The organism is Allorhizobium sp. NPDC080224, from assembly GCF_050281005.1.
In the GTDB taxonomy this organism is placed as follows: domain Bacteria; phylum Pseudomonadota; class Alphaproteobacteria; order Rhizobiales; family Rhizobiaceae; genus Allorhizobium.
Window position 1 is genome coordinate 2,641,062 of the sequence record NZ_JBNNWJ010000001.1, and the last position, 22,659, is coordinate 2,663,720.

At 60.9% G+C, this 22,659-nt stretch carries 22 protein-coding genes; 17 read left to right on the forward strand and 5 right to left on the reverse strand.

The features are described from left to right. Positions 1-31: 31 nt before the first annotated feature. From ACQKP1_RS13050 to ACQKP1_RS13060, 3 genes are all read right to left on the reverse strand, one after another. Entirely contained in the window at positions 32-1,054 is a 1,023-nt protein-coding gene (locus ACQKP1_RS13050; RefSeq protein WP_427275566.1) for an ABC transporter substrate-binding protein, read from the reverse strand. Next, positions 1,051-2,133, reverse strand: coding sequence for a LacI family DNA-binding transcriptional regulator (locus tag ACQKP1_RS13055; RefSeq protein ID WP_427275567.1), 1,083 nt, complete (start codon positions 2,131-2,133; stop codon positions 1,051-1,053). The genes ACQKP1_RS13050 and ACQKP1_RS13055 overlap by 4 nt, the downstream gene beginning before the upstream one ends. A 253-nt stretch (positions 2,134-2,386) precedes the next feature. Further along, positions 2,387-3,655 (reverse strand): amidohydrolase family protein, encoded by a 1,269-nt coding sequence (locus ACQKP1_RS13060; RefSeq protein WP_427275568.1) that lies wholly within the window; start codon positions 3,653-3,655, stop codon positions 2,387-2,389. 80 nt (positions 3,656-3,735) lie between these two features. Between ACQKP1_RS13060 and ACQKP1_RS13065 the strand changes: the two genes are divergently transcribed. Continuing rightward, positions 3,736-4,137 carry a nuclear transport factor 2 family protein gene (locus tag ACQKP1_RS13065; RefSeq protein ID WP_427275569.1) on the forward strand — a complete coding sequence of 134 codons (402 nt, stop codon included), beginning with the start codon at positions 3,736-3,738 and terminating at the stop codon, positions 4,135-4,137. A 19-nt stretch (positions 4,138-4,156) separates the two neighbouring features. On the opposite strand, the gene ACQKP1_RS13070 is transcribed toward ACQKP1_RS13065, so the two are convergent. Then, positions 4,157-4,861 carry a GntR family transcriptional regulator gene (locus ACQKP1_RS13070; protein ID WP_006725472.1) on the reverse strand — a complete coding sequence of 235 codons (705 nt, stop codon included), beginning with the start codon at positions 4,859-4,861 and terminating at the stop codon, positions 4,157-4,159. A gap of 221 nt (positions 4,862-5,082) precedes the next feature. Here ACQKP1_RS13070 and ACQKP1_RS13075 point away from each other — a divergent pair, with 221 nt between their 5' ends. The 6 genes from ACQKP1_RS13075 (at position 5,083) to ACQKP1_RS13100 (ending at position 11,091) form a co-directional block, all read left to right on the forward strand. Beyond that, positions 5,083-5,919 (forward strand): ABC transporter ATP-binding protein, encoded by an 837-nt coding sequence (locus ACQKP1_RS13075; RefSeq protein ID WP_427275570.1) that lies wholly within the window; start codon positions 5,083-5,085, stop codon positions 5,917-5,919. A 1-nt stretch (position 5,920) separates the two neighbouring features. Then, on the forward strand, positions 5,921-6,697 hold the full coding sequence (locus ACQKP1_RS13080; RefSeq protein ID WP_427275571.1) for an ABC transporter permease: 777 nt from the start codon (positions 5,921-5,923) through the stop codon (positions 6,695-6,697). A gap of 23 nt (positions 6,698-6,720) precedes the next feature. Beyond that, entirely contained in the window at positions 6,721-7,743 is a 1,023-nt protein-coding gene (locus tag ACQKP1_RS13085) for an ABC transporter substrate-binding protein (protein WP_427275572.1), read from the forward strand. A gap of 95 nt (positions 7,744-7,838) precedes the next feature. Continuing rightward, positions 7,839-9,389 carry a gamma-glutamyltransferase family protein gene (locus tag ACQKP1_RS13090; RefSeq protein WP_427275573.1) on the forward strand — a complete coding sequence of 517 codons (1,551 nt, stop codon included), beginning with the start codon at positions 7,839-7,841 and terminating at the stop codon, positions 9,387-9,389. Between the two features lie 14 nt (positions 9,390-9,403). After that, entirely contained in the window at positions 9,404-10,855 is a 1,452-nt protein-coding gene (locus ACQKP1_RS13095) for an amidohydrolase family protein (protein ID WP_427275574.1), read from the forward strand. 71 nt (positions 10,856-10,926) lie between these two features. Next, the gene (locus ACQKP1_RS13100) at positions 10,927-11,091 is read left to right on the forward strand and encodes an SDR family oxidoreductase (RefSeq protein WP_427275575.1); all 165 of its coding nucleotides are present in this window, start codon (positions 10,927-10,929) and stop codon (positions 11,089-11,091) included. A gap of 57 nt (positions 11,092-11,148) precedes the next feature. Here ACQKP1_RS13100 and ACQKP1_RS13105 read toward each other — a convergent pair whose 3' ends face one another. Continuing rightward, complete coding sequence (locus ACQKP1_RS13105) at positions 11,149-12,147, reverse strand: bile acid:sodium symporter family protein (protein WP_427275576.1); 999 nt, start codon at positions 12,145-12,147, stop codon at positions 11,149-11,151. An 83-nt stretch (positions 12,148-12,230) separates the two neighbouring features. Here ACQKP1_RS13105 and ACQKP1_RS13110 point away from each other — a divergent pair, with 83 nt between their 5' ends. The 10 genes from ACQKP1_RS13110 to ACQKP1_RS13155 all read left to right on the forward strand — a co-directional run bounded on the left by ACQKP1_RS13110 (position 12,231) and on the right by ACQKP1_RS13155 (position 22,642). Continuing rightward, positions 12,231-13,091, forward strand: coding sequence for a LysR family transcriptional regulator (locus ACQKP1_RS13110; protein WP_427275577.1), 861 nt, complete (start codon positions 12,231-12,233; stop codon positions 13,089-13,091). 89 nt (positions 13,092-13,180) lie between these two features. Beyond that, on the forward strand, positions 13,181-13,855 hold the full coding sequence (locus ACQKP1_RS13115; RefSeq protein ID WP_427275578.1) for a GntR family transcriptional regulator: 675 nt from the start codon (positions 13,181-13,183) through the stop codon (positions 13,853-13,855). Between the two features lie 93 nt (positions 13,856-13,948). Then, on the forward strand, positions 13,949-14,800 hold the full coding sequence (locus ACQKP1_RS13120; RefSeq protein ID WP_427275579.1) for a transporter substrate-binding domain-containing protein: 852 nt from the start codon (positions 13,949-13,951) through the stop codon (positions 14,798-14,800). Positions 14,801-14,872: 72 nt separating this feature from the next. Further along, on the forward strand, positions 14,873-15,586 hold the full coding sequence (locus ACQKP1_RS13125; RefSeq protein WP_427275580.1) for an ABC transporter permease: 714 nt from the start codon (positions 14,873-14,875) through the stop codon (positions 15,584-15,586). Continuing rightward, entirely contained in the window at positions 15,583-16,275 is a 693-nt protein-coding gene (locus tag ACQKP1_RS13130; protein WP_427275581.1) for an ABC transporter permease, read from the forward strand. The genes ACQKP1_RS13125 and ACQKP1_RS13130 overlap by 4 nt, the downstream gene beginning before the upstream one ends. Before the next feature lie 37 nt (positions 16,276-16,312). After that, entirely contained in the window at positions 16,313-17,908 is a 1,596-nt protein-coding gene (ggt, locus tag ACQKP1_RS13135) for a gamma-glutamyltransferase (protein WP_427275582.1), read from the forward strand. A 506-nt stretch (positions 17,909-18,414) separates the two neighbouring features. Beyond that, complete coding sequence (locus ACQKP1_RS13140) at positions 18,415-19,146, forward strand: FadR/GntR family transcriptional regulator (protein WP_427275583.1); 732 nt, start codon at positions 18,415-18,417, stop codon at positions 19,144-19,146. 97 nt (positions 19,147-19,243) lie between these two features. After that, positions 19,244-20,752 carry an ABC transporter substrate-binding protein gene (locus tag ACQKP1_RS13145; protein ID WP_427275584.1) on the forward strand — a complete coding sequence of 503 codons (1,509 nt, stop codon included), beginning with the start codon at positions 19,244-19,246 and terminating at the stop codon, positions 20,750-20,752. Between the two features lie 70 nt (positions 20,753-20,822). Continuing rightward, entirely contained in the window at positions 20,823-21,770 is a 948-nt protein-coding gene (locus ACQKP1_RS13150) for an ABC transporter permease (protein ID WP_427275585.1), read from the forward strand. Then, positions 21,767-22,642, forward strand: coding sequence for an ABC transporter permease (locus tag ACQKP1_RS13155; RefSeq protein ID WP_427275586.1), 876 nt, complete (start codon positions 21,767-21,769; stop codon positions 22,640-22,642). The genes ACQKP1_RS13150 and ACQKP1_RS13155 overlap by 4 nt, the downstream gene beginning before the upstream one ends. The last annotated feature ends 17 nt before the right edge of the window (positions 22,643-22,659 follow it).

Below are 22,659 nucleotides of genomic sequence, written 5' to 3' on the forward strand. Positions count from 1 at the left end.
TTGCCTTGGGAGGCATTCGTGTGATCGAAGCTTACTGCCCGACCTTGGCGTTCCATTCGGACAGCCAGGCATCGCGGTTGTCGAGCGCGTCGGCGGAGGGGATCAGCTTGAGGCTCTTGGCAGTCTCCTCACCATAGGTCAGATTGTTGGCGACCTCATCGGAAACCTTGACCTCCTGGTTCGCCGGGCTGTCGACCAGCTTTTCGGCAAGCTTGGTCTGGACGTCGGTCGAAAGCCAGAAATCCATGAACTCGAGTGCCAGATCCTGATTCTTCGACCCCTTGGTGACGACCATGACATTCATGCCGCCAGTCTGGCCTTCCTTCGGCGACGCCCAGCCGAGCGGCAGGTCGAGCTTGGTGAACGGCGCCCAGGAGAACCGACCGATCGGTGCCGCCCAGATTTCTTCCTGCTGCATCAGCTGCACGAGCTGCGATGACTTCACATAGAAAGTCACGATCTCGTCCTTCTGCGCGCCCACGGCTTCGATGGCTCCCTTAAGATCGGGGGTATCCTTGCCCAGCGCCTGACCCAGCATGTAGAGAGCCGGCGGCCCCTGGTTGGTCGTCACGTTCGGAAACGCGACATGGCCAACATATTCGGGTTTCAGCAGGTCAGCCCAGGACTCGATCGTCATCTTGTCAGTCCGATAGACGATCGACGTCGCGTAAAACGTGTAACCAACGCTCATACCATCGCCGTTCGGGTCCTTGGCGATGTCATAGAGCTTGTCAAAATTGCTGAGCTTGGAGGTGTCGATTTTTTCGATCAGATCGCCCCGTGAAGCCATGAGCGCGTCGGCCATGGAAACGACGGCCATATCGATAACCGGATTTGCCTTGTTCGCCTCGATCTTGGCCAGCCGTTCGACACTGTTTCCGGTCTCGACGACAAGCTTGCAGCCGCATTTGGCTTCGAAGGGATCATAGACGATCTCCTTGAATTCGTCCTGCGCAAAGGCATAGACGGAGATCGTCAGGGTCTTTTCCTGAGCTTGCGCTGCCCCCATCGTCAACATCAGCGCGGTGGCCGAGGCCAGTAGTGTCTTAGTCATGTGCGTTCTCCTTTTATCGATTTTATTGGTTCATCACGGAAAGAGGGGCATGGCGCTCCCGAGGTCTGACGGACGATCAACGTCATTGGAACGCTGCTTCGCTCGGCGGCAACAGCAGTGCTCGTCGCCATCCTCGGAATGTCATCGCTATTTACGGCATCCGCTTCGATCACCCGCACAAGAGCGGCAATGGCGATCTCGGCGATGGCGGCCATGTTCATGCGCACGGTGGTGAGGCTCGGCGTAACCACTGAGGACCAGACGAGATCGTCAAAGCCGGTCACGCTGACATCCGCCGGGACGGAGAGACCGGCACTCTGCAGTTCCGTCAGAACACGCAGCGCGATCAGATCGGACACGGCGGCAAAGGCGGTGAAACCTTCCTCGACCTTCGCATGCAAACCGAGCAGAGCTCCGCGGCCATGACGTTCTTCATGCGCCTCGATCCACAAGACACCCGCCTGGCCACCGGCAGGCAGAGCCGATTTCATCCCCCCGATACGGTCGCCCTGTACATTGGACGCAGGGTTGTTTCCGATCAGCAGAAGCTTGCGATGTCCCAGCGATACAAGATGCTCGGCCACAGCCTGCCCGCCCTGCCAATGATCGGCGGAAACTGTATTGCCGGGGGTCGAGGGGCTGTCGATGACAGCGACAGGGCAGCCGATATCGGCAATCCGGGTCCCAAGCCGAGGTACAATGACGATTCCGTCGACGCCGCGCTCGATGAGGCGATTGATCGCCTCTGTCTGCATCGAGACGCTACCGCGGGAATCCGCGATCAGCACACCGTAGCCCGCACTGCTCGCGGCAAATTCGATCGCCTGAGCAATCTGCGGAAACAGCGGGTTGGCAATGTCGGGCAGAACAAGCCCCAAAACGCCGCTGCGCCCGGTACGCAAAGCCCGCCCAATATGGCTCGGCGTATAGCCCAACTCGGTAGCCTTGGCCCTGACACTCTCGATCAATTCCGCCGACACGCGTCCCTTGCCCGTGAGTGCATTGGATACGGTGGCGACAGAAACGCCAAGCGCTTTCGCGATATTGCCGAGATTTGCACCTGGTCGTTGGCCTGCCATTTGCCGTGATCTCGCGTGATTAAACGATTAATCATCGGTATTGCAGGCGGCCTGACCTGTCAAGGTCAAGGGGACTGACATCTGCCATCAGGTCTGGACAGCGTCTTCACCCCTCACCCGCCACTGCTTGGCGTCGGAAGAAATTGTGGGGATGTCGATCTTCGACGTCCAAGTCGGAGGCCGACCAAGCTTGCGCTCGACACTAAGATCGACCGTCCGGCCAACGGATCTTGCTGCGTGTGCGGCAACAGTTTCAGGCTGTCGGATCACCTTTCACCGAGCATGCCAGAATTTCTGCTCGTCGTTCGAAGGTTTTCCTGCCTTTCTTGAAACCCATCAAGACGGGAGCAATGCTGCCGAAAGCCTCGTCTTCATCTGTCGCATCGAGAATGATCAGATCTGCAAAATCGGCAGGCGCAAGCCCGTAGGCGTCGATACGCATCAGCCGGGCAGCATCTCGGGTGATCAGATCAAGGCACAGGGAGAAGCCTTCGGGTCCAATGTGCATCAGATTTGCGTAGAGATTGGCCATGCGCAGCAAGGAGCAATCGCCGTAAGGCGTGAAGGGATTCATGACGTTATTCGTCGCAATAGACGTCGTGATGCCGCGCTCAGCCAAGACATGCACGGGCGCCACGCCCCGCGGCGCACGAAACCCCTTGTCGCGCCCATTGAGATAGAGATCAGTCGACGGAAGGGCCGTAACCGCAACCCCGGCGGCCAACAACTGCGAAACGTGACGATCGAATGCCGCCTCCTCCATTGCGGCCAGTTTGGTGACATGGCCGATCGCCACCCGCCCCTGCCACCCCCTAGCTTCCGTCAAGCGACAGATGTCAGGCATATGGGTCCAGCTCGGATCAAGGTCGAAATCAAGGTGGAAATCGAGATCGACGTCATGGCTCACTGCCATTTCAAACAGACGCTCCATATGCGCGGCAGGATCGCTGTCCGTGTAGGGACATCCGCCGAGAAGATCCGCGCCACCGTCCAGCGCCCTCTCAAGCAGCGCCTCGGTACCGGGATCATTAAACAGGCCTTCCTGCGGAAAGACGCAAACGGAGAGATCAATGGCAAAGGCATAGTCGCGCTTCAGCCGTTGGATAGCAGCAAGGCTTCGCAGACCGACGCGCGGATCGACCTCCACATGCGTGCGCATATGCATTGTGCCCTGCAGGATAGCCATTTCGATGGTTCTGGCACCGCGCCGGTAGACGTCCTCTTCCGTGAAATCCTGCTTGAGCCGTGACACTGCCGCAACTGCGCCTTTCAGCCCTCCCCCAACACCCCTGCAGCACGCAAGAAGACAGGATTTGTCCAGATGCACATGGGTGTCCACGAACCCCGGCAGCACCAGACGACCGCCGACGTCTTCGACGACACGGGCTTTTGCTTCCCGGCGCTGCGCAACAGGGATGATCTCGGCGATGCGCCCATCGCGAATGCAGATGTCCGTCAAAGACTGACTACCCTGGAGGGCTGCGTTGCGGATCAGGGTATCGAAAATGGGAGTGGAACTCATGCTTGAAGCCGGATTATGTATTGAGTAATGGAACTGTATGCAGTTTAATGCCGAACATGGCAACAGACGGGGATGACAAAATGAACGACAGCTCCCAGCGTGACCTTCAGGCAGTCAAGGATTATTTGGAAGCCTCCATGGCGCCAGATCCCGTTCGGGCAGCGCGATACGTGGATGCAAGCTTCATCTGCAGGTTCACAGGCAACCGGGTGTTTGACACGCCAAGCGGTCCGACAGGGTTCAATGCCTCTCGCTACAAATGGGTCAAGAAGCGTATCGAGCGTTACGATGTCATGCCAGGCGAAGGCGAGACGATCGTCTACAGCCTCGGATACCTTTACGGCGAATGGCCGAGCGGGCAACGCTTCGACAACAATCGCTATGTCGACCGCTTCGTCGTGCGCAACGGGCTTATCGTCGAGACCGACGTCTGGAACGACAGCGCCGAATGGATCCTCGATCCCACCTGCGCAAGCCAATGAGATCGCCGCTCAGAAAGTGTCAGTCGGCGTAGGGTGCAAGGATATTCATGAGATCCCGGCTTCTGGCGCCCGCGCTTTGCAGCAGCGCTCGCGATGCGACGGCTTCCAGATGTTCATCCATCAACGCGCAGGCCCGCTCGGCGGGGCCCTGCTTGATGGCATCGATCAGTTCCAGGTGCTCGCTGACGGCGCAGTCAGAGGAATGCGGCCGCGCAAAAGCGGACAGGGACAGACCGGCGCGGTAGCAGATCTCCGTCACGTAGCGAACGAGGATCGGCTTGCCAGTCATTTCCGCAAGCCGAACATGGAACTCTGTGGCCAGGCGGATTGACGTGCCTTCTGCGCCGTGGCGAGCTTCATGCTCTGCCTCAACGATCGCCTTCAACTGCTTGACTTGTGCGTCCGTCAGCTTGCCCGCCAGATGGCGCACAACCTGGCGCTCAAGATCGACACGGATGTCGAAGATGTCCCTGGCATCCTCAAATGAGGGCGTCGCCACAACAGCAATTCGATTTCGTCTCAGGTCCACCAGACCTTCGGATGCGAGCTGACCAAGCGCATGCCTGGCGATCGTGCGGCTGACGCCGAAACGTTCACCAAGCGCATCTTCGGGCAGCCGGTCCCCCGGCAATAGCGCGCGTTCGATGATGGCCGTGCGCAGAGCATGGCAAATGCCCTGGACGCGATCGATTTCGCTCCGCGGCCGACGCTTCTCAGATGCCATGACAAGTTCCCTTCATGCCGCTCTGGATAATCCACCCACGCCGCTTTTTCAACTCGCATCAATGCCGCGACAGCAAGCAAACTGCACAAATTAATTGCATGCACTTTTCGCATGGACATTCCGTGTTGTTGAAACCGCCTTGATTCCTGCTCCTCGTCCTCCTTGTGACCGTCTGGCACGCCCATTGCATACACCTCTCGCAGCAACTGAAGGTGAGGTGCATGATCGATTATTCAGAAACGAGAGACAGGCATCCTGTGGCGGTAGAGCTGTCGCAGGCGGGCGTATCCTTTGGCCGCGGGGAAAGAGCAGTTGCGGCCTTGCAGGAAACGAGCCTCAAGATTGCCGAGGGCGAGTTCCTCGCGCTCGTCGGCCCGTCCGGCTGCGGCAAGTCTACTATTCTGAAACTGGCCTCCGGCCTTTTGCAGCCGAGCCGCGGTGCGGTGATCGTAGGCGGCAAGGAAGTCAGCGCCAAGGCTCTGCGCATCGGCATGGCCTTCCAGAACCCCACGCTCCTTCCCTGGCTGACCATCGAACGCAACGTCATGCTGCCTTTGAAGATCGTGCGCCCGTTCCGCTCGCAGTACCGTTCCAAGAAGAATACGGAGTACCGCGATCGCGTCCAAGCCCTTCTGGCCGATGTCGGGCTACAGCGCTTCGCGAACCACTACCCCTGGCAGCTGTCCGGGGGCATGTTGCAGCGCGCCAATCTTTGTCGTGCACTGGTCCATGAACCGAGCCTTCTCCTGCTCGACGAACCCTTCGGAGCGCTCGATCAGTTCACCCGCGAGGAGCTCTGGGCGACGATGCAGTCGCTCTGGATGAAGCGCAAACCGACGGTTCTGCTGGTGACGCACGACCTCAAGGAAGCCGGCTTTCTGGCATCGCGCATCTGTGTGATGAGCGCCCGCCCCGGCAGGATCATCGACGACAGCACCGTCGACTTCGCCCGACCCCGCACGGTCCCAATGACCTTCGAGCCGGAATTCACGGCGCTTAACCAGCGCCTGCGCGAGCTGATCATCGATGCCCGCACCGACGTCGCCGAGGAGGCCTGAGATGTCCTACACAATTCGCCGCCGTTTCTGGGCAGCATTTCTGATCTTCGCCTTCTTCGGCCTCTGGGAAATCCTCTGCATCGCGCTGCAGGTTTCCGACCTCGTCCTGCCCCGCCCCTCGCAGGTCATGACGACCCTGGTGGACCGCTTCGGTGTCCTCTGGCCGCATATCCTGCAGACACTGTGGACGACGATGGTGGGCTTCCTCCTCGGCGTCACGGTCGGCCTGCTGATCGGGGCTTGTATCGGCACCTCGCGGATTGCTTACGATACGGCCTATCCCCTGCTGATCGGCTTTTCCTCCATCCCCAAGGTGGCCGTCGTTCCGATCTTCGTCCTCTGGTTCGGATCCGGTTCCGTGCCGGCGATCCTGACGGCGCTCGCCATGTGCTTCTTCCCGATCGTCGTCAACATCGCAACGGGTCTCGCCACCAGCGAGCCTGAACTTGAGGACGTCTTGAAGTCGATGGGCGCCAGCAAGCTGGACATCCTTTGGAATGTCGGGCTGCCGCGCACCATGCCCTTCTTCTTTGCCTCTCTGAAAATCGCCGCGACCTTTGCCTTCGTCGGCTCCGTCCTGTCCGAGACGGTCGCCTCCAATCGAGGCATCGGCAACGTCATGATGACGGCATCCTCGAATTTCGACGTGCCGCTGGTCTTTGCGGGACTGTTCATTCTCGCAGTGCTTGGCGTGCTTCTCTACGCCGCCTTCTCTCTCATCGAAATGCGTGTCGCCGGCTGGGCGAACCGCCGCAACGATCTCACCACCACCGCCTGACCCTCGAACAATTGGAGCTCACCATGCTGAAGACATTTCTCTCCACCGTCGCTCTGGGCCTTTGCCTCAACAGCGCGGCGCTTGCCGACACCGCCATCAAGTTCACGCTGGGCTGGAAGACGCAAGGATCGGACGCTGCCTTTCTGCTGGCCAAGGAGGCCGGCTATTTCGAAGCGGAAGGTCTCGACGTGACCATTGACCAGGGCGAAGGCTCGGCAGCCACCGTCACGCGCATCATGTCGGGCACCTATGATGCCGGCTTCGGCGACATCAACGCCATCATCCAGAATGCCGCGACCCGTCCGGATGAAGCGCCTGTGATGGTCTACCAGCTCTGGAACAAGCCCCCCTTCGCAATCGTCAGCAAGAAGGAGACGAATATCACCACGCCGGCCGACCTCATCGGCAAGACGCTCGGTGGAGCGCAGGGAACGCCGACGACCCGCCTGGTCACTGTCCTTGCCACCCTCAACAAGGTCGACATGACCCAGGTGAGGATCGACAACATGGGTCCGAACCTGCAGGAACCCATGCTGATCAAGGGCGATATCGACGGCGCGCTGGTGTTCAACATCACCAGCTGGTTCAACCTGATCAACAACCGCCAGGATCCCGCAAAGGACTATAACTGGCTGCTGTTCGGTGATCACGGCCTTGATCTCTACTCGAACGGCCTCATGGTGTCGCAGAAGCTGATCGCCGAGAATCCTCAAGCGGTTGCCGGCCTGGTCCGTGCGGTCAACAAGGCCGCCATCGAAATTGGGCTCGACACCGAAAAGGGCATGGATTCCGTCGTCGCCTACGACAACCTCGTCAAGCGTGACCTGGAGCACGACCGCCTCAAATTCTCTTACGAGAACCTGATCGTCTCCCCGGAAGTCGAAAAGCTCGGACTGGGCGATGTCGATGACAGCCGTCTTGCCCGCTCCATCGACATCGTGGCCGAAGGCTATCAGCTGCCGTCCAAGCCGACGGCCGAACAGATCTTCGACCGCCAGTTCCTGCCGCCGCTCGAAGAGCGCAAGCTCACCTACACGGTCAACTGATCCAATGGCACGGCCGGCGGCTCCTGCCGCCGGCCACAAACCCTTTGCGAGCAACATCCATGCAGCCAACAAACCCCCACCGACTGAAATCAGGCATGGTCGTGAGCCCTCACCCGCTCGCAACGGAAGCCGGCAGATCCGTGCTGGCAGGCGGAGGCAACGCGATCGAGGCAGCGGTTGCAGTTGGTGCCGTTCTCGCCGTCGTTATGCCCCATTTTTGCGGCCTGGGCGGCGATGCCGTCTGGTTGGTCTGCGACCGGGAGGGGCGCCGTCGCTGCTTTCTTGGCATAGGCCAGGCGGCCGCCGGGGTCACCGTTCCGAAAGACGGCATTCCAACCCGTGGCCCGTCAGCAATGCTGACCTCCGCCTGTGCTGTCGACAGCTGGGGTCATGCACTCACCTTCAGCGAAGCAAACTGGGCCGGTCAGGAAAGTTTTTCGGACCTGGTAGCCCCAGCGATCGAACTGGCAGAGGGCGGCTATGTCCCAAGTCCTTCCCAGGATTTCTGGCTGGATTTTCGCGCTGACGATCATCCCGCATGGCCCGGATTTTCCGAAATCTTCAACCATCGCAGCGACGCGGGGCTCCTGCGCCAACCGGAGTTGGCTGCAAGCCTCCAGCGCCTTGCGGACGACGGATACCGCAGCTTCTACGAGGGTCCACTATCGCAGGTGATCGCGGATGGCTTGGCAAGAACAGGGTCGCCGCTCAACGCCTCAGATCTGGCTGCCACTCGCACGCGCGAAGTCGATCCACTGACGCTGGATTACCGCGGAACTCTCCTCCTGGCGCCGCCGCCTCCGACGCAGGGCTGCTCGACGCTTACCATCATGGGTATCCTCTCCCGGTTCGATCTCGCGCAAACTTCCCCGGGAACCGCCGCCCGGATCCATCTACTGGTAGAGGCCACCAAGCAGGCTTTCCTGAAGCGGTCATCAGTCGCCGATCCAGACATCGATACTGGAAACAATCACCCGGCCGCAGCCATGCTCGAGGCAGGCAAGCTCGACGCCGCCGCGCGCAGGATCGATCCCACATGCGCGATGCCCTGGCCCCATCCGGTCAACGACGCAGATACCGTCTTCTTTGCCGTCGCAGATCCTCAGGGACGTTGCGCCAGCGTCCTGCAGAGCACATATTTTGATTGGGGCAGTGGCGTCACCGTTCCTGGGACAGGCATCCTCTGGCAAAATCGTGGCGCGGCCTTTTCGACTGAACCCGGCCACCCGAATTACCTGGCGCCCGGCAAGCGGCCCTTCTACACCCTAAACCCGGGCGTCGCCATCCGCGACGGCGACCCCTATCTCCTCTACGGCACGCAGGGTGCCGACGGTCAGCCACAGACGCTATCCGTTCTGCTGACCAGCCTGATTGACGACGGCATGACACCCGAGCAGGCGCTGGCCCAGCCACGTTTCCTGCTGGGACGAACCTTCTCCGACAGCCGTGACAGCCTGAAGATCGAGGGATCGGTACGTCCACAAGAGGCCGAAGCACTCTCGGCCCTCGGCCATGAAGTTGCCATGCTCCCCGCCCTTTCACCAATTTTCGGACAGGCAGGCGTGATCCACCTGTCCGACGATGGAAGTGTGGAAGGTGCCCATGATCCGCGCGGCAACGGCTCAGCAGCTGGTTTCAGCTTATGACCGGACCGTAACCGATGACGCATTCCGGAGAGTTATACGCCAGCCACACGATCGGCGAGCCTCAGGGCCCGCAGAAGGACCGCCGTATTCGGTGGCAGAACGGCGTCATCACGGCGGTGGAAGACGCCGGCCCTGTGGCGGCCGGGGTCCCGCGCACTCTGGTGATCCCGGCGCTGGCCAATGCCCATGATCATGTTCGGCCACTGCCAATGTCATCCTTCGGAACCGCCTTTCTGCCTCTCGAGGCATGGTTGCCGAGAACGATCCTTGCCACCCCGCCGGATGCCTACAAGGCCGCCTTGGCGCCGCTCGCGCGGGCGGCTCTTTCCGGCTGTGGTGCGGTCATGGTTCACTATACACGGCCCAGCGGCAAGCTCGACCCTGTCGAGGAAGCTTTCGAAGTCGCACGGGCCGCACGGGACGTTGGCGTCAGGATTGCCTTCGCCCCGGCGATCAGGGACCGCAACCCGCTCGTCTATGGCGACGACACGGAGCTCCTCGATAAGCTTCCGGCCAGCACCGTGGCTCTGCTGCGGGAAACCTTTTGCCGGCCGCCCCTATCTCCCGAGCGTTTGATCGAGGCGACGGAACAGATCGCCGAAGCCATCCAGGGACCGATGGTCGATGTGCAGTTCGGACCGGCGGGCGTGCAATGGTGTTCCGACGAACTGCTCCAGGCCATCGCTCAGCGCTCTGCGCAAACCGGTCGCAGGGTCCATATGCACCTCCTTGAGACGCCCTATCAGAGACGGTGGGCGGACCTCACCTTCCCGCAAGGGATCATCAGTTATCTCAAGCACATCGGCCTGCTCTCGCCGCGGTTGACCCTGGCGCATTGCGTCCATGCCCGTGCACACGAGCTGGCTATGATCGCAGACGCGGGTTGCCGCATCGTCACCAACTCCGGATCCAACCTGCATCTGCGCTCCGGCCTTGGGCCAGTTGCCGATGCGCGAAGGCGCGGCTGCAATGTCGCGATCGGTGTTGATGGTCAGGCCTTCGACGAGGACGACGACATGATCCGCGAGATCCGGCTTGCCAACGCTCTGCACGGTGGAACGGGCTTTGCCGAGAACTGGTCGCGGCAAGACTTCCTCCGGCAGAGCGTCGCCCATGGACGCCAGGCTATCGGCTCGCCCGGTACCGGCAGCATTGCGGCGGGAGAACCGGCCGACTTTCTTGAGCTGGACTATGACCGCCTCGATCGCGACAGGATCATGGAGGTTGAGCCTGTCGACCTGTTTTTTGCACGCGCAAATGCACGACATGTGCTGCAGGTGATCGTGGCGGGAAAGACCATCGTCTCGCAGGGACGTTTACCCGGCATAGACCTCGATGCCCTGGAAAACGAACTGCGCAGCAGCTACCGACAATCTGTCCGACGATTTGAGACATTGCGGCGGGACTGGCCCCTCATCAAGACGTCGCTCGCTGAGTGGAACCAAGCCTACAATGGCTGCTGCTAGCCGGGCCGGCGCTTAGCGGATGCCGTTCCCCCCCGGTCCCGTGTCACCCGATCCTCGGCGAGTTCGTGACCATGCTTGGCCAAGAACGTGTCCAGGCAAACGCCCATTGGATGAAACGCCCGGCGCTAGCCGATGAAATCGCAGGGCTCGTCCTCTTCCTCTGCTCGGAAGATGCCCGGTGGGTGAATGGGGTAGACCTGCCGATCGATGGCGGTCTTGCAGCAACCTACACATGATCGCCGGGTTTCATCTGGCTCTTTTCTGAAGCAAGCCTGACCGAACCGCTGCAGAACCTATTTTCCGGGCGACTGCTGAGACGACATGAGAACCGGCTCCGGCGCGGCAAGGACAAACCGCCGCGCGAGCCACGCACAAAGCATCAACTGGATCTGGTGAAAGAGCATCAGCGGCAGCACGATTGCGCCAACCGACTGGCCGGCGAAGATGACGCCGGCCATCGGCACACCGCTTGCCAAGCTCTTTTTCGATCCACAGAAGATCGCGGTGATCCGGTCCTCCCGGCTGAAGCCGCACAATTTCGCTCCGAACGCGGTAATCAACAGCACTGCGAGAAGCAGGGCAACATCCAGACCGATCACCAAGGCCAAGTCCGCGGTGGAGAGTTCAGACCAGATGCCCTCGATCACGGCATTGGAGAAGGCGAGATAGACGACCATCAAGATCGAACCACGATCAACGGGCGCAAGCAGGGACTTGCGCGCCCGGATCCAGTTGCCGATGAAGGGCTGCAACAACTGTCCGAGGACGAAGGGCAGAAACAGTTGCAGCATGATCTTCCAGATCATATCCAGCGACACCCCGACATGCCCCCCTGCCGAAAAGAGCACCGCAACAAGCGCAGGCGTCAGGAACATGCCCAGAATGTTTGACGCCGAAGCAGCACAGATGGCGGCCGGCACATTGCCTCCGGCGATCGATGTGAATGCGATGGAGGATTGCACTGTCGATGGCAAAACGCAGACATAGAGAAGGCCAAGATAGAGCGCCGGCGGGATCAACCACGGCGATAGGAAACCCATCAATAGACCGAGCAGTGGAAAGACCAGGAAGGTGACCGCGAGAATGAAGCTCTGGAGCCGCCAGTGCAGGAAGCCCGTCACGACCACATCGGTCGAAAGGCGTGCGCCATGCAGGAAGAAAAGCAGCGCGATCGCCAAACTGGTCGCCAGCCCAAACCATTCCGCAGGCTCTCCGGAGATCGGTAGAAGGCTTGCCAGCACAACCATGGCGACGAGCAACAGCGTGAAAGTATCTGGTAGGAAGCGTTTCATCTGAGGGATCCAGCTGGACAGCGTCTTGAGACTAGTTATCGTTAAATCCGATGCAAGAAATAACAGTCATCGGAAAACGTGATATGCTCGACCTCGTTCACCTGCGCAGCTTCGTGTCGATTGCCCAGCTCGCCAGCTTCACCCATGCCAGCCGGAAACTGGGCCTGCGACAGTCGACCGTCAGCCAGCACCTGCAGCGCCTCGAAGAGGTGCTTGGCCGGCGCCTGCTTGACCGCGACACCCACGGCGTGCGCTTGACGGCCGACGGCGAAGCCCTCCTTCCGCATGCCCGGCAACTTCTATCACTCGAACGGCAGACGGCGTCCCTCTTCGAGGCTGCCCGGCCACGCGGCAGATTGCGGCTCGGCATCTCCGAAGATCTGGTTTCGGGCCAGCTTCCGGCACTCCTGCAGGACTTCATTGCCGATTATCCCGCCGTCGAGCTCCACCTTACGGTTGCGCTCTCCAAGGATCTCGCGGACATGCAGGACAAGGGCGACCTTGATCTAGTCTTTGCCAAGCGTCGCCTGGGCGATCGCCGGGGCGAGGCGATCCTGCGCGAACCGCTTGTCTGGCTTGCCGCCGATCCGGAAGCAGTCCTTGCAAAACCCATCCTGCCGCTGATCGTGTTCCCACCTCCGAGCCTCACAAGAACGCTCCTGATGGAAGCGCTGGAGCGCGCCGGGCAACCCTGGCGCATCGTCTGTTCCTGCCAAAGCCTGAGCGGCCTGACCGCTGCAGCCCGAGCCGGCATGGGCGTGCTTGTCCAGCCACGCAACCTGGCGCCATCGGGGTTGCGGGAACTGCCCCCTTCCGCCCTGCCAGCGATCGAGGACGTCGAATTCATCCTCGTGGCGTCGCCCGGCGCGGACCGCAACACGATCGCGGCCTTCACCCGCCTCGTCCGGGAAAGGGTCGCAAACGGCCTCCATCCCGCCCGCTGAGACCCTCCGTAGCTTTTGATCAAAAAGCGCTTGACGGCTCTCGAACGCGGTGTTTGGATGAGTGGATACAAAAATCCAGTGAGCCAAACATGCCGATATCGACCGCCGCCACGACGCATCTTGCTTCCACGGCCGAGCAGGAGGCCTATCTCCATCTGCAGCGCGCCTTGCGGGTCGGCAGATACAAGCCGGGCGAGCGGTTGATCCCGGAAGAGATCGCAGCCGAAATCGGCATGAGCCGAATGCCGGTTCGCGAAGCCTTTCGGCGGCTGGCGGCCGATGGTTTGGTGACGCTGCGGCCCAATCGCGGCTGCGTCGTCGCCGGACTGACGCTGGACGAAATCCATGAAACCTTCGAAATTCGCTCCGTGCTTGAGGGCCTGGCCGTTCGTCTCGCGACGCCCCGGATGAATTCCGAAACCTTCGAGGAGCTGGAGCGGCTGCTGGAGCGCATGGAGCGCGCCGGACAGTCGGGCAGCAGCGACTGGGTCCTGCGCCATCAGGAATTTCACGCGCTCATCTACAACCTGAGTGGTCGCCCGAAGCTGATCCGCCAGATTACCGCGCTGCATGTGGCGATCGAACCCTACATGCGCATCTGGTTCGATTATGTCGACAAGCCGCTCTCCGCCCGCGAGGAGCACCAGAAACTGATCGACGCCTTGCGGTCTGGCGATGCCCGCCATGCCGAGGCAGTCATGCAGGAGCACATCATCGAAACAGCATCCATGCTTGCCGATTACGCCAGTCCCGGGCGGCCTTGAGCCCAGCCTGAAGATATGTCCGCAGCCGGGGGTACATCCGGCACGGACGGGGAACCGCCGCTATCCACGGCACAACAACGAAGAGGAAAAGTCATGACGATCCATCGCATGGCAGCGCTTACGGCTGTCTTCACCACACTTGTATTCACTCAGCCGGTTCTGGCCCAGGATGCGCAGAAACCGATCAAGATCGCGACCGAAGGCGCCTATGCGCCCTGGAACTTCACCACGGCGGACGGCAAGCTCGACGGCCTCGAAGTCGAACTGGCAAACGATCTCTGCGCCCGCATGAAGGTCACCTGCGAGATCGTTGCCCAGGATTGGGACGGCCTCATTCCCTCGCTCACCGTCGGCAAGTTCGATGTCATCATGGCGAGCATGTTCATCACCCCGAAGCGCCTGGAAACCATTGACTTCACCCAGCCTTACGCCGTCGATCCCTCAGGCTTTGCGGTCGCCAAGAACAGTGACCTCGGCAAGCTCGGCGTCTCCGCCGAAAAGTTCAAGCTGGAGGATGAAGCAGCGGCGATCGCCGCCATCGACAAACTGAAGCCGCTCCTTCAGGGCAAGATTGTCGGCGTGCAGGCGGCGACGACCAACCTCGACTTCGTCAAGAAATACTTTGGCGACACCGTCGAGATCCGTGAATACAAGACTACCGAACAGCACGACCTCGACCTGGCCGCCGGCCGCATTGACGCGCTCTTTGCCCAGCAGACGGCGCTTGCGGCCACGCTCGCCAAGCCGGAATTCGCCGACTACACGATCGCCGGCCCGGGCTTCGTCGGCGGCGTTTTCGGCCTCGGCACCGGCGCTGGTCTGCGCAAGGAAGACACCAAACTCAAGGACATGCTGAACGCGGCGATCGACTCCGCCATCGCCGATGGCACGATCAAGCGCATTTCCGAGAAGTGGGTCGGCACAGACGTCACCCCGGTCAAGTGATCAAGGCGAACCGACTGCAGCCGGAATTCGCGAAATTCCGGCTGCAGGAAGACCATAAAGGGGTTCGCCCGCATGCTTGAAAAACTGCATCTGCTTGGTTTCGCGGAAGGCGGCTGGGGCGCGGCACTTCTGGGTGCGGCCGCCATGACGCTGCTGCTCTCGATACTGGGCTTTCTGCTTGGAGCCGTCTTTGGTGCCCTTGGCGCGAGCGGCGCCTTGTCGTCGAAACGTCTCCCGAGGTCGCTGGCCTCGGCCTACGGCACCGTCTTTCGCGGCGTGCCCGATCTCCTGACCATTTACCTCTTCTACTACGGCGGCTCCGTCGCCCTCACCGCGATCGCCAAAAGCTTCGGCTCCGAAGGCTTCGTTGGCCTGCCCTCGCTTGCGACAGGCGTCATCGCGATCGGCATCATCTCCGGCGCCTATCAGGCCGAGGTCTACCGCGGCGCCTATCTCGCAGTCGAACGCGGACAGTTCGACGCCGCGAAAGCCTTGGCCCTGTCGCGCCTGCAGATGCTGCGCCTCGTCATCATTCCCCAACTCTTGCGCCACGCGATCCCGGGCCTCAGCAATGTCTGGCAGCTGGTTCTGAAGGATTCCGCCCTGATCTCCGTCATCGGCCTCGTCGAACTGATGCGACAGGCACAGATCGGTGCCGGCTCCACCCGGGAACCCTTCCTGTTCTATCTCGCCGCCGCCGGCCTGTACTTCGTCATCGCCGGCATCACAGGACAGGTCTTCCGTATCGCCGAGACTCGCACCGCCCGGGGGATCATGCATCGATGATCGACTTCGGCTTCTTCCTCGAAATCATTCCGAAGCTTCTCTCCGGCGTGCCTTTGACACTGCAATTGGCCGGCACCTCGATCCTGCTCGGCTTTGTTCTCGCCCTCCTGATGGCACTCGCCCAGCAAGGCGAACACCGGTTCGTCGTCTGGCCCATCAGAACCTTTGTGGCCGTCTTCCGCGGCACGCCGCTGCTCGTTCAGATCTTCCTGATCTATTACGGGCTCGGCCAGTTCCGCCCTTCCCTTCAGGCCATCGGCCTCTGGGGGCTGTTTCGCGAACCCTATTGGTGCGCCATCCTTGCGCTGACGCTGAATACCGCCGCCTATGGCAGCGAGATCCTGCGTGGCGCGATCAAGAACGTTCCGCGTGGCCTCGGCGAAGCAGCCCAGGCGCTCGGCATGTCCCGCGTCCTGACGCTTCGCCTCGTCATCCTGCCAATCGCGCTGCGTCAGTCGATCCCTGCCTATGGCAACGAAATCATCCTGATGGTGAAGGGCACTTCGCTTGCCTCGATCATCACTCTGATGGAGGTGACGGGCATCGCCCAGGGCCTGATTTCCCAGAGCTACCGCGCAATCGAAGTCTTCATCGCGGCAGGCGCCATCTATCTTTTCATCAACTTCCTGATCGTCCGGGCACTAGCCTTCCTGGAGATCCGCATGACACCATACAGATCCCGCGGCTGAAGCCGTGGCACAAATGAATACGAGGAGACTGACAAGGATGCGCAATTTCGAGAAGCCGACGCGATCGGTGGCCGTCTCGGCCAAGGCCATGGCTGCGACCTCCCACCCCTATGCCACACTGACGGCCATCAACATCCTGCAGGCGGGTGGCAATGCTATGGATGCAGCGATTGCCGCCTGCGCCGTGCAATGCGTGGTCGAACCCGGCTCCACCGGCATCGGTGGCGATTGTTTCGCCTTGTACGCTCCGAAGGGCGGCGCAGAGGTTATTGCCTACAATGGCTCCGGCCGCACGCCGAAGGCGCTGACGATAGACTGGTTCGAAGAGCGCGGCCTGACCGAAGTCCCGCGCCAGTCTCCATCCGCCGTCACCATCCCCGGCGCCATCGACGCCTGGACCCGCCTGCATGCCGACCACGGGCGCCTATCCTTCGCCGAGGTCCTTGCACCCGCAATTCGCTACGCCGAGGAAGGCTATGCCATCTCGCCGCGCGTCCACCGCGACTGGAAGAAGGAAGAGGAGCTTCTCGCCGCAGACAAGGCAGCAGCCGAGGTCTTCCTGCCAGGCGGCCGGGCACCGCGCATCGGCGAAACGCACCGCCAGCCGAAGCTTGCCGCAACGCTCCGCAAGATTGCCGCCGAAGGCCGCGACGGCTTCTACAAGGGCTCCGTCGCCGAAGACATGGTGGCCCACCTCAACACCCATGGCGGCCTCCACACACTGGAGGATTTTGCGACGGCAGAGGGCGAATACGTGACCCCGGTTACCACCAATTTCCGCGGCTACACCGTCCACGAGTGCCCGCCGAACGGCCAGGGCATCATTGCGCTGCTGATCCTCAACATCCTCTCCTGCTTCGACAACACGCTGGAACCGCACTCCGCCGATCGACTGCATCTGGAAATCGAGGCCACTCGCCTCGCCTATGCCGCGCGTGACGCCTGGATTGCCGATCCGGACAAGGCAAACGTGCCGATCGATGAACTCCTTTCGGCCGACTTCGCGCTGGGACTGGCTAAGAAGATTGACCTGACCCGCGCAATGACCGAACTGCCGGATTTCGAGATGCCGCTGCACCGTGACACCGTCTACATCTCGATCGTCGACGAAGACCGCAATGCGGTGAGCTTCATCAATTCGATCTTCGACAGCTTCGGCACCGGTCTCGTCGCGCCGAATTCCGGCGTCATCCTCCACAATCGCGGCCAGAGTTTTTCGCTGAAGCGCGGTCATCCCAACATAATCGCGCCGGAAAAACGCCCGCTGCACACGATCATCCCGGGCATGGTCACGCGCAACGGCCGCACGGAAATGTCCTTTGGCGTCATGGGCGGCTACTACCAGGCCATGGGCCATGCCCATCTGATTTCGAAGGTGGTCGATTACGACATGGACATGCAGGATGCGATCGACCTGCCGCGCCTGATCCCGGTTGGCGGCAAGGTCCCGCGCGTCGAGGCCGAGCATACCGTTTCCTCGGAGACCAAGGCTGAGCTCACCCGCCGTGGCTTCGAGATCGTGCCGACCGAAGATCCGATCGGCGGCGCGCAGGTCGTGCGGATCGACTGGGAGAACGGCACCCTGATGGGCGCATCTGAACCCCGTAAGGATGGGATTGCCCTGGGCTATTGAGAGCCCCAAGCCACTTATACCAAGTGTCATCATCCGCAACGGATCGCAGAATACCACAAGGCCGGGGAAAACCCTGGCCTTCTTCATGTTTAAGCGTTGAGAAAACATGCCCGATCACGACGTTCTCATAGGCAAATGCAAGAGCCGTCATGAAAGGCGCATGGACGTCGGCGGCGGAGATCCTCCTGTCGCCAAACGCCAGATCACTGGTCGTGACGGCATCATGGACGACGAGCACACCATAGCCGAGGTTGGATGCAGCCCGCGCCGGCGCGTCGAAGATCAACTTGAGATCGGCTCCCAGGAAGCCGTCGATGTTCCCCTTGCAGGATGCCATTCCGCGAGCCTGGGAAGGTTCTCAAGATCTCCTCCGAGTCTAAGCTTCCGTCTTTTTTCGCATCATCCTGCCGCAATATTGGGCACTTTCATATCTGCCCAAAAAGCAGCTTGACGAGCGGCAGGTTTCGACGTTCACTGAACCAATCGCAAATTGGTTCGAACCTTTCATGCCAGAGATATCACCCCAGGAAAACTCCAACTACGCCCTGGAAAAGCTGCGGGAGCTTCTTCGCCACGGCGACATCGGTTCGGATGGGAAACTGCCGACCGAACGGACACTATGCGAAAAGCTCGGCCTGAGCCGCAGGGCGATCCGCCGCGCGCTCGAAGTCCTGGAGGCCGAGGGCGCGATCTGGCGCAAGCAGGGCTCGGGCACGTTTGCCGGTCAGAAACCTGACGAATGGAGCGACCGACTAGAGACCATCGTCGCCGGAACCAATTTCATGGAGATCATGGAAGTGCGACTGCGTATCGAGCCGCAACTTGCTCAACTGGCTGCTCTTCGCGCCAAGAGCAGCGACATCGACCGCATGCGCGAGCTCGCCCAGAAGATCCTCGGCAGCGAAGATGCAGATGCCAAGGAACTCTGGGACGGCGCACTACACCGCCAGATCGCGCAGGCCGCCGGCAACCAGCTTTTCCTGTCCATCTTCGACGTGATCAACCGGGTGCGTCAGGACGACGCCTGGCAGTCGATCCGCGAGCGCGCCCGCAGCAACACAAACACCATGAGCCTGTCGAACGCACAGCATGCCACGATCATAGATGCGATTGCCTCACGCGATCCGGCAAAGGCCGGCGAAGCGATGCGTCAGCACCTTTTGATGCTGCAGGAGCGGCTGATCCGCCAAACATCCATGGACCATCTGGAGGGCGACCCGCTGGGCGAGGTTTCCTGACAGACGCATTCCGGCGAGCGCCGGCCAGACCTGAACGCCGGAGCCATAACCGGCGACACCCATGAAAACAGAGAACCAGACCAGAGGATTTTCGACCATGAAGATAATGTCGCGTTTATCCACCATTCTCCTGGCGAGCGCCATGCTTGCCGGCCCCGCACTGTCTGCCGAACTGCGCATCGGCCTACAGGACGACGCCGACGTGCTCGACCCTGCCCAGTCGCGGACCTTTGTCGGCCGCATCGTCTACACGGCCATGTGCGACAAGCTGGTCGACGTTTCACCAGACCTGAAGATCGTGCCGCAACTTGCGACCGAATGGGCCTGGTCAGCCGATGGCAAGGAACTGACCATGAAGCTGCGCGAAGGCGTTAAGTTTCATGATGACACACCACTCAACGCTGCCGCCGTGGTTGCCACCATCGAGCGCAACATGACGTTGCCGGAATCGCGGCGCAAGAGCGAGCTGAGCTCGGTCTCGAAGGTGGAAGCCACCAGCGACTACGAGGTCAAATTCACTCTTAAGGCGCCCGATGTCACGCTGCTCGCGCAGCTCTCGGACCGCGCCGGAATGATCGTCTCACCGAAAGCTGCTACCGAACTGGGTGCCAATTTCGGCTCCGCCCCGGTCTGCGCCGGACCGTTCAAATTCGTCGAACGCATCCAGCAGGATCGCATCGTGCTCGAAAAGTTCGCCGACTACTGGGACAAGGACAAGGTCTTCATCGACAAGGTGACCTACCTGCCGATCCCTGACACCACGGTGCGGCTGGCCAACCTGCGCTCCGGCGAACTCGACATGATCGAGCGACTGGCCGCGACCGATGCGGCATCCGTCAAGGCCGACGACAGCCTCACCTATGCCGACGTCGTCAATATTGGCTACATGGCGCTCTACGTGAACATTGCCAATGGCACGCGCGCCGACAACCCCTTGGGCAAGGACAAGCGCCTGCGCCAGGCCTTTTCGCTGGCCATCGACCGCGAAGCGCTGAACCAGGTCGTCTATGAGGGCACGGCGGTTGGCGGCAACCAGCCCTACCCGCCGAACAGCCCATGGTTCAACAAGGACCTGCCGGTTCCGGCCCGCGACATCGAGAAGGCCAAGGCCCTGATTAAGGAAGCCGGCTTTGAACGAGTGCCGATCGAAATGCAGATCCCTAACAATCCGGTTGCAGCCCAGATGATGCAGATCGTCCAGGCGATGGTGGCCGAGGCCGGCTTCGATGTCAGCCTGAAGACCACCGAGTTTGCCACGCTGCTCAGCGAACAGACCGCCGGCAATTATCAGCTCAGCCGTTCCGACTGGTCCGGCCGCGTCGATCCTGATGGCAACCTGCATCAGTTCGTCACCTGCGAGGGCGGCATCAACGACACCAAATACTGCAATCCGGAAGTTGATACGCTCCTGAACGAAGCCCGCGCCACGGCGGACGATGCCGTGCGCAAGCAGAAATACGATGCCGCCGGCAAGATACTCAACGACGACCTGCCGGTTATCTATCTCGGCCACCAGTCCTGGATCTGGGCGACCAAGAAAGACGTGACGGGCTTCGTTCCTTCGCCGGACGGCATGATCCGCCTGCTCGGCGTCAAGAAGGGCTGATCCGCCTCGATCTCTCCTGCGGAGCGTCTGACGCTCCGCAGGGACTTCCCAAAATCAGGACCGGATGTTCATGCATATCTACATCGGAAAACGGCTGTTGGTCGCCATACCGACGCTTTTGATCGTCTCGATCTTCGTCTTCTCGCTGCAGAAGCTGCTGCCGGGCGATCCAATCCTTGCCATGGCCGGCGAAGAGCGCGATCCACAGGTGATTGAGTTCCTCCGGGAGAAGTACCGCCTGAATGATCCCGTCATCTACCAATACGGCTACTGGATCGCCAATGTGCTTCAGGGTGATTTCGGCATATCTCTGCGCACCAACCAGCCGGTGCTCGAACTGATCGGGGAAAAGCTGCCCGTCACCATCCAGCTGGCCATCATGTCGATGATTTTCGCCTTTGCCATCGGCGTGCCGATGGGCATCCTGGCGGCTGTCAAGAAAAACACAGTCATCGACTATGTCGCCAATATAGTCGCTTTATCCGGCCTTTCGATCCCGAACTTCTGGCTGGGAATCATGCTGATCCTGCTGGTTTCGGTAAAACTCGGCTGGTTGCCAGCGTCCGGCTATGAATCGATCTTCGTAGATCCCGTCCGCTCGATCGAAACCATGATCATGCCGGCCTTCGTGCTGGGCACAGCACTCGCTGCCACTTTGATGCGTCATACTCGCTCGGCCATGCTCAGTGTGATGAAAGCCGACTACATCCGTACGGCGCGTGCCAAGGGATTGTCGGAACGGGTCGTGATCCTCAGCCACACTTTTCGTAACGCGGTGCTGCCGATCGTCACGCTGAGCGCCCTCCTGTTCGGCGAACTGCTGGCAGGCGCGGTGCTGACCGAGCAGATCTTTACCATTCCAGGCTTCGGCAAACTGATCGTCGATGCCGTTTTCAACCGCGACTATGCCGTGGTGCAGGGTGTCGTTCTGTGCACGGCAGTCGGCTTCATCCTGATGAACCTGGTGGCGGACGTGCTCTACGTGATCCTCAATCCGCGCATGAGGGCCAGCTTATGACGACGCTTGATCCGACTGTGAATGTGATCGTACCAGCCAAAAGCAGCAATCGTGCCTGGCGCAAGCTAAAAGCCAATCGCAGCGCCCTGGTTGGCCTCTGCATCATCCTCTTCTTTGCGCTCCTGGCGCTCTCGGCGCCCCTTTTGCCGATTGCCGATCCGCTCGCCACCAGCTGGACCGCAATCCGCAAGGCACCATCCGCCGCGCATTGGATGGGCACTGACGATATCGGCCGCGATATCCTGTCCCGGATGATCTGGGGTGCGCAGGCCTCACTGATGGCTGGCATCTTTTCGGTCGTGATCGCTGTCGTCATCGGCGTTCCCTTCGGCCTGATTGCCGGCTATTTCGGCGGCTGGGTGGATCAGGTCATCTCGCGCATCACTGAAGCGTTCCTCGCCCTGCCCTTCCTGATCATGGCGATCGCACTCGCCGCCTTTCTCGGACCAAGTCTCAGCAATGCGATGATTGCCATCGGGCTCTCAGCAATGCCGGTCTTCGTGCGGCTAACCCGCGGACAAGTGCTCGCGATCAAGACGGAAGATTATGTTGAAGGCGCCCGCTCGATCGGCCTTGGCCATCTCGACATCATGCTCCGCTACATCCTGCCCAACATCACGGCGCCGATCATCGTCCAGGCGACACTGACGGTGGCAACCGCCATCATCGCTGAAGCGAGCCTCTCCTTCCTCGGGCTCGGCCAGCAGCCGCCCGCTCCGAGCTGGGGTTCGATGCTCAATGTCGCGAAGAACTTCCTCGATCAGGCACCCTGGATGGCCATGTGGCCGGGGGCAGCGATCTTCCTTGTCGTGATCGGCTTCAATCTGCTCGGCGATGGTCTGCGCGATGCGCTCGACCCCCGGGAATCCTGACGAATACCTGCGAAGGA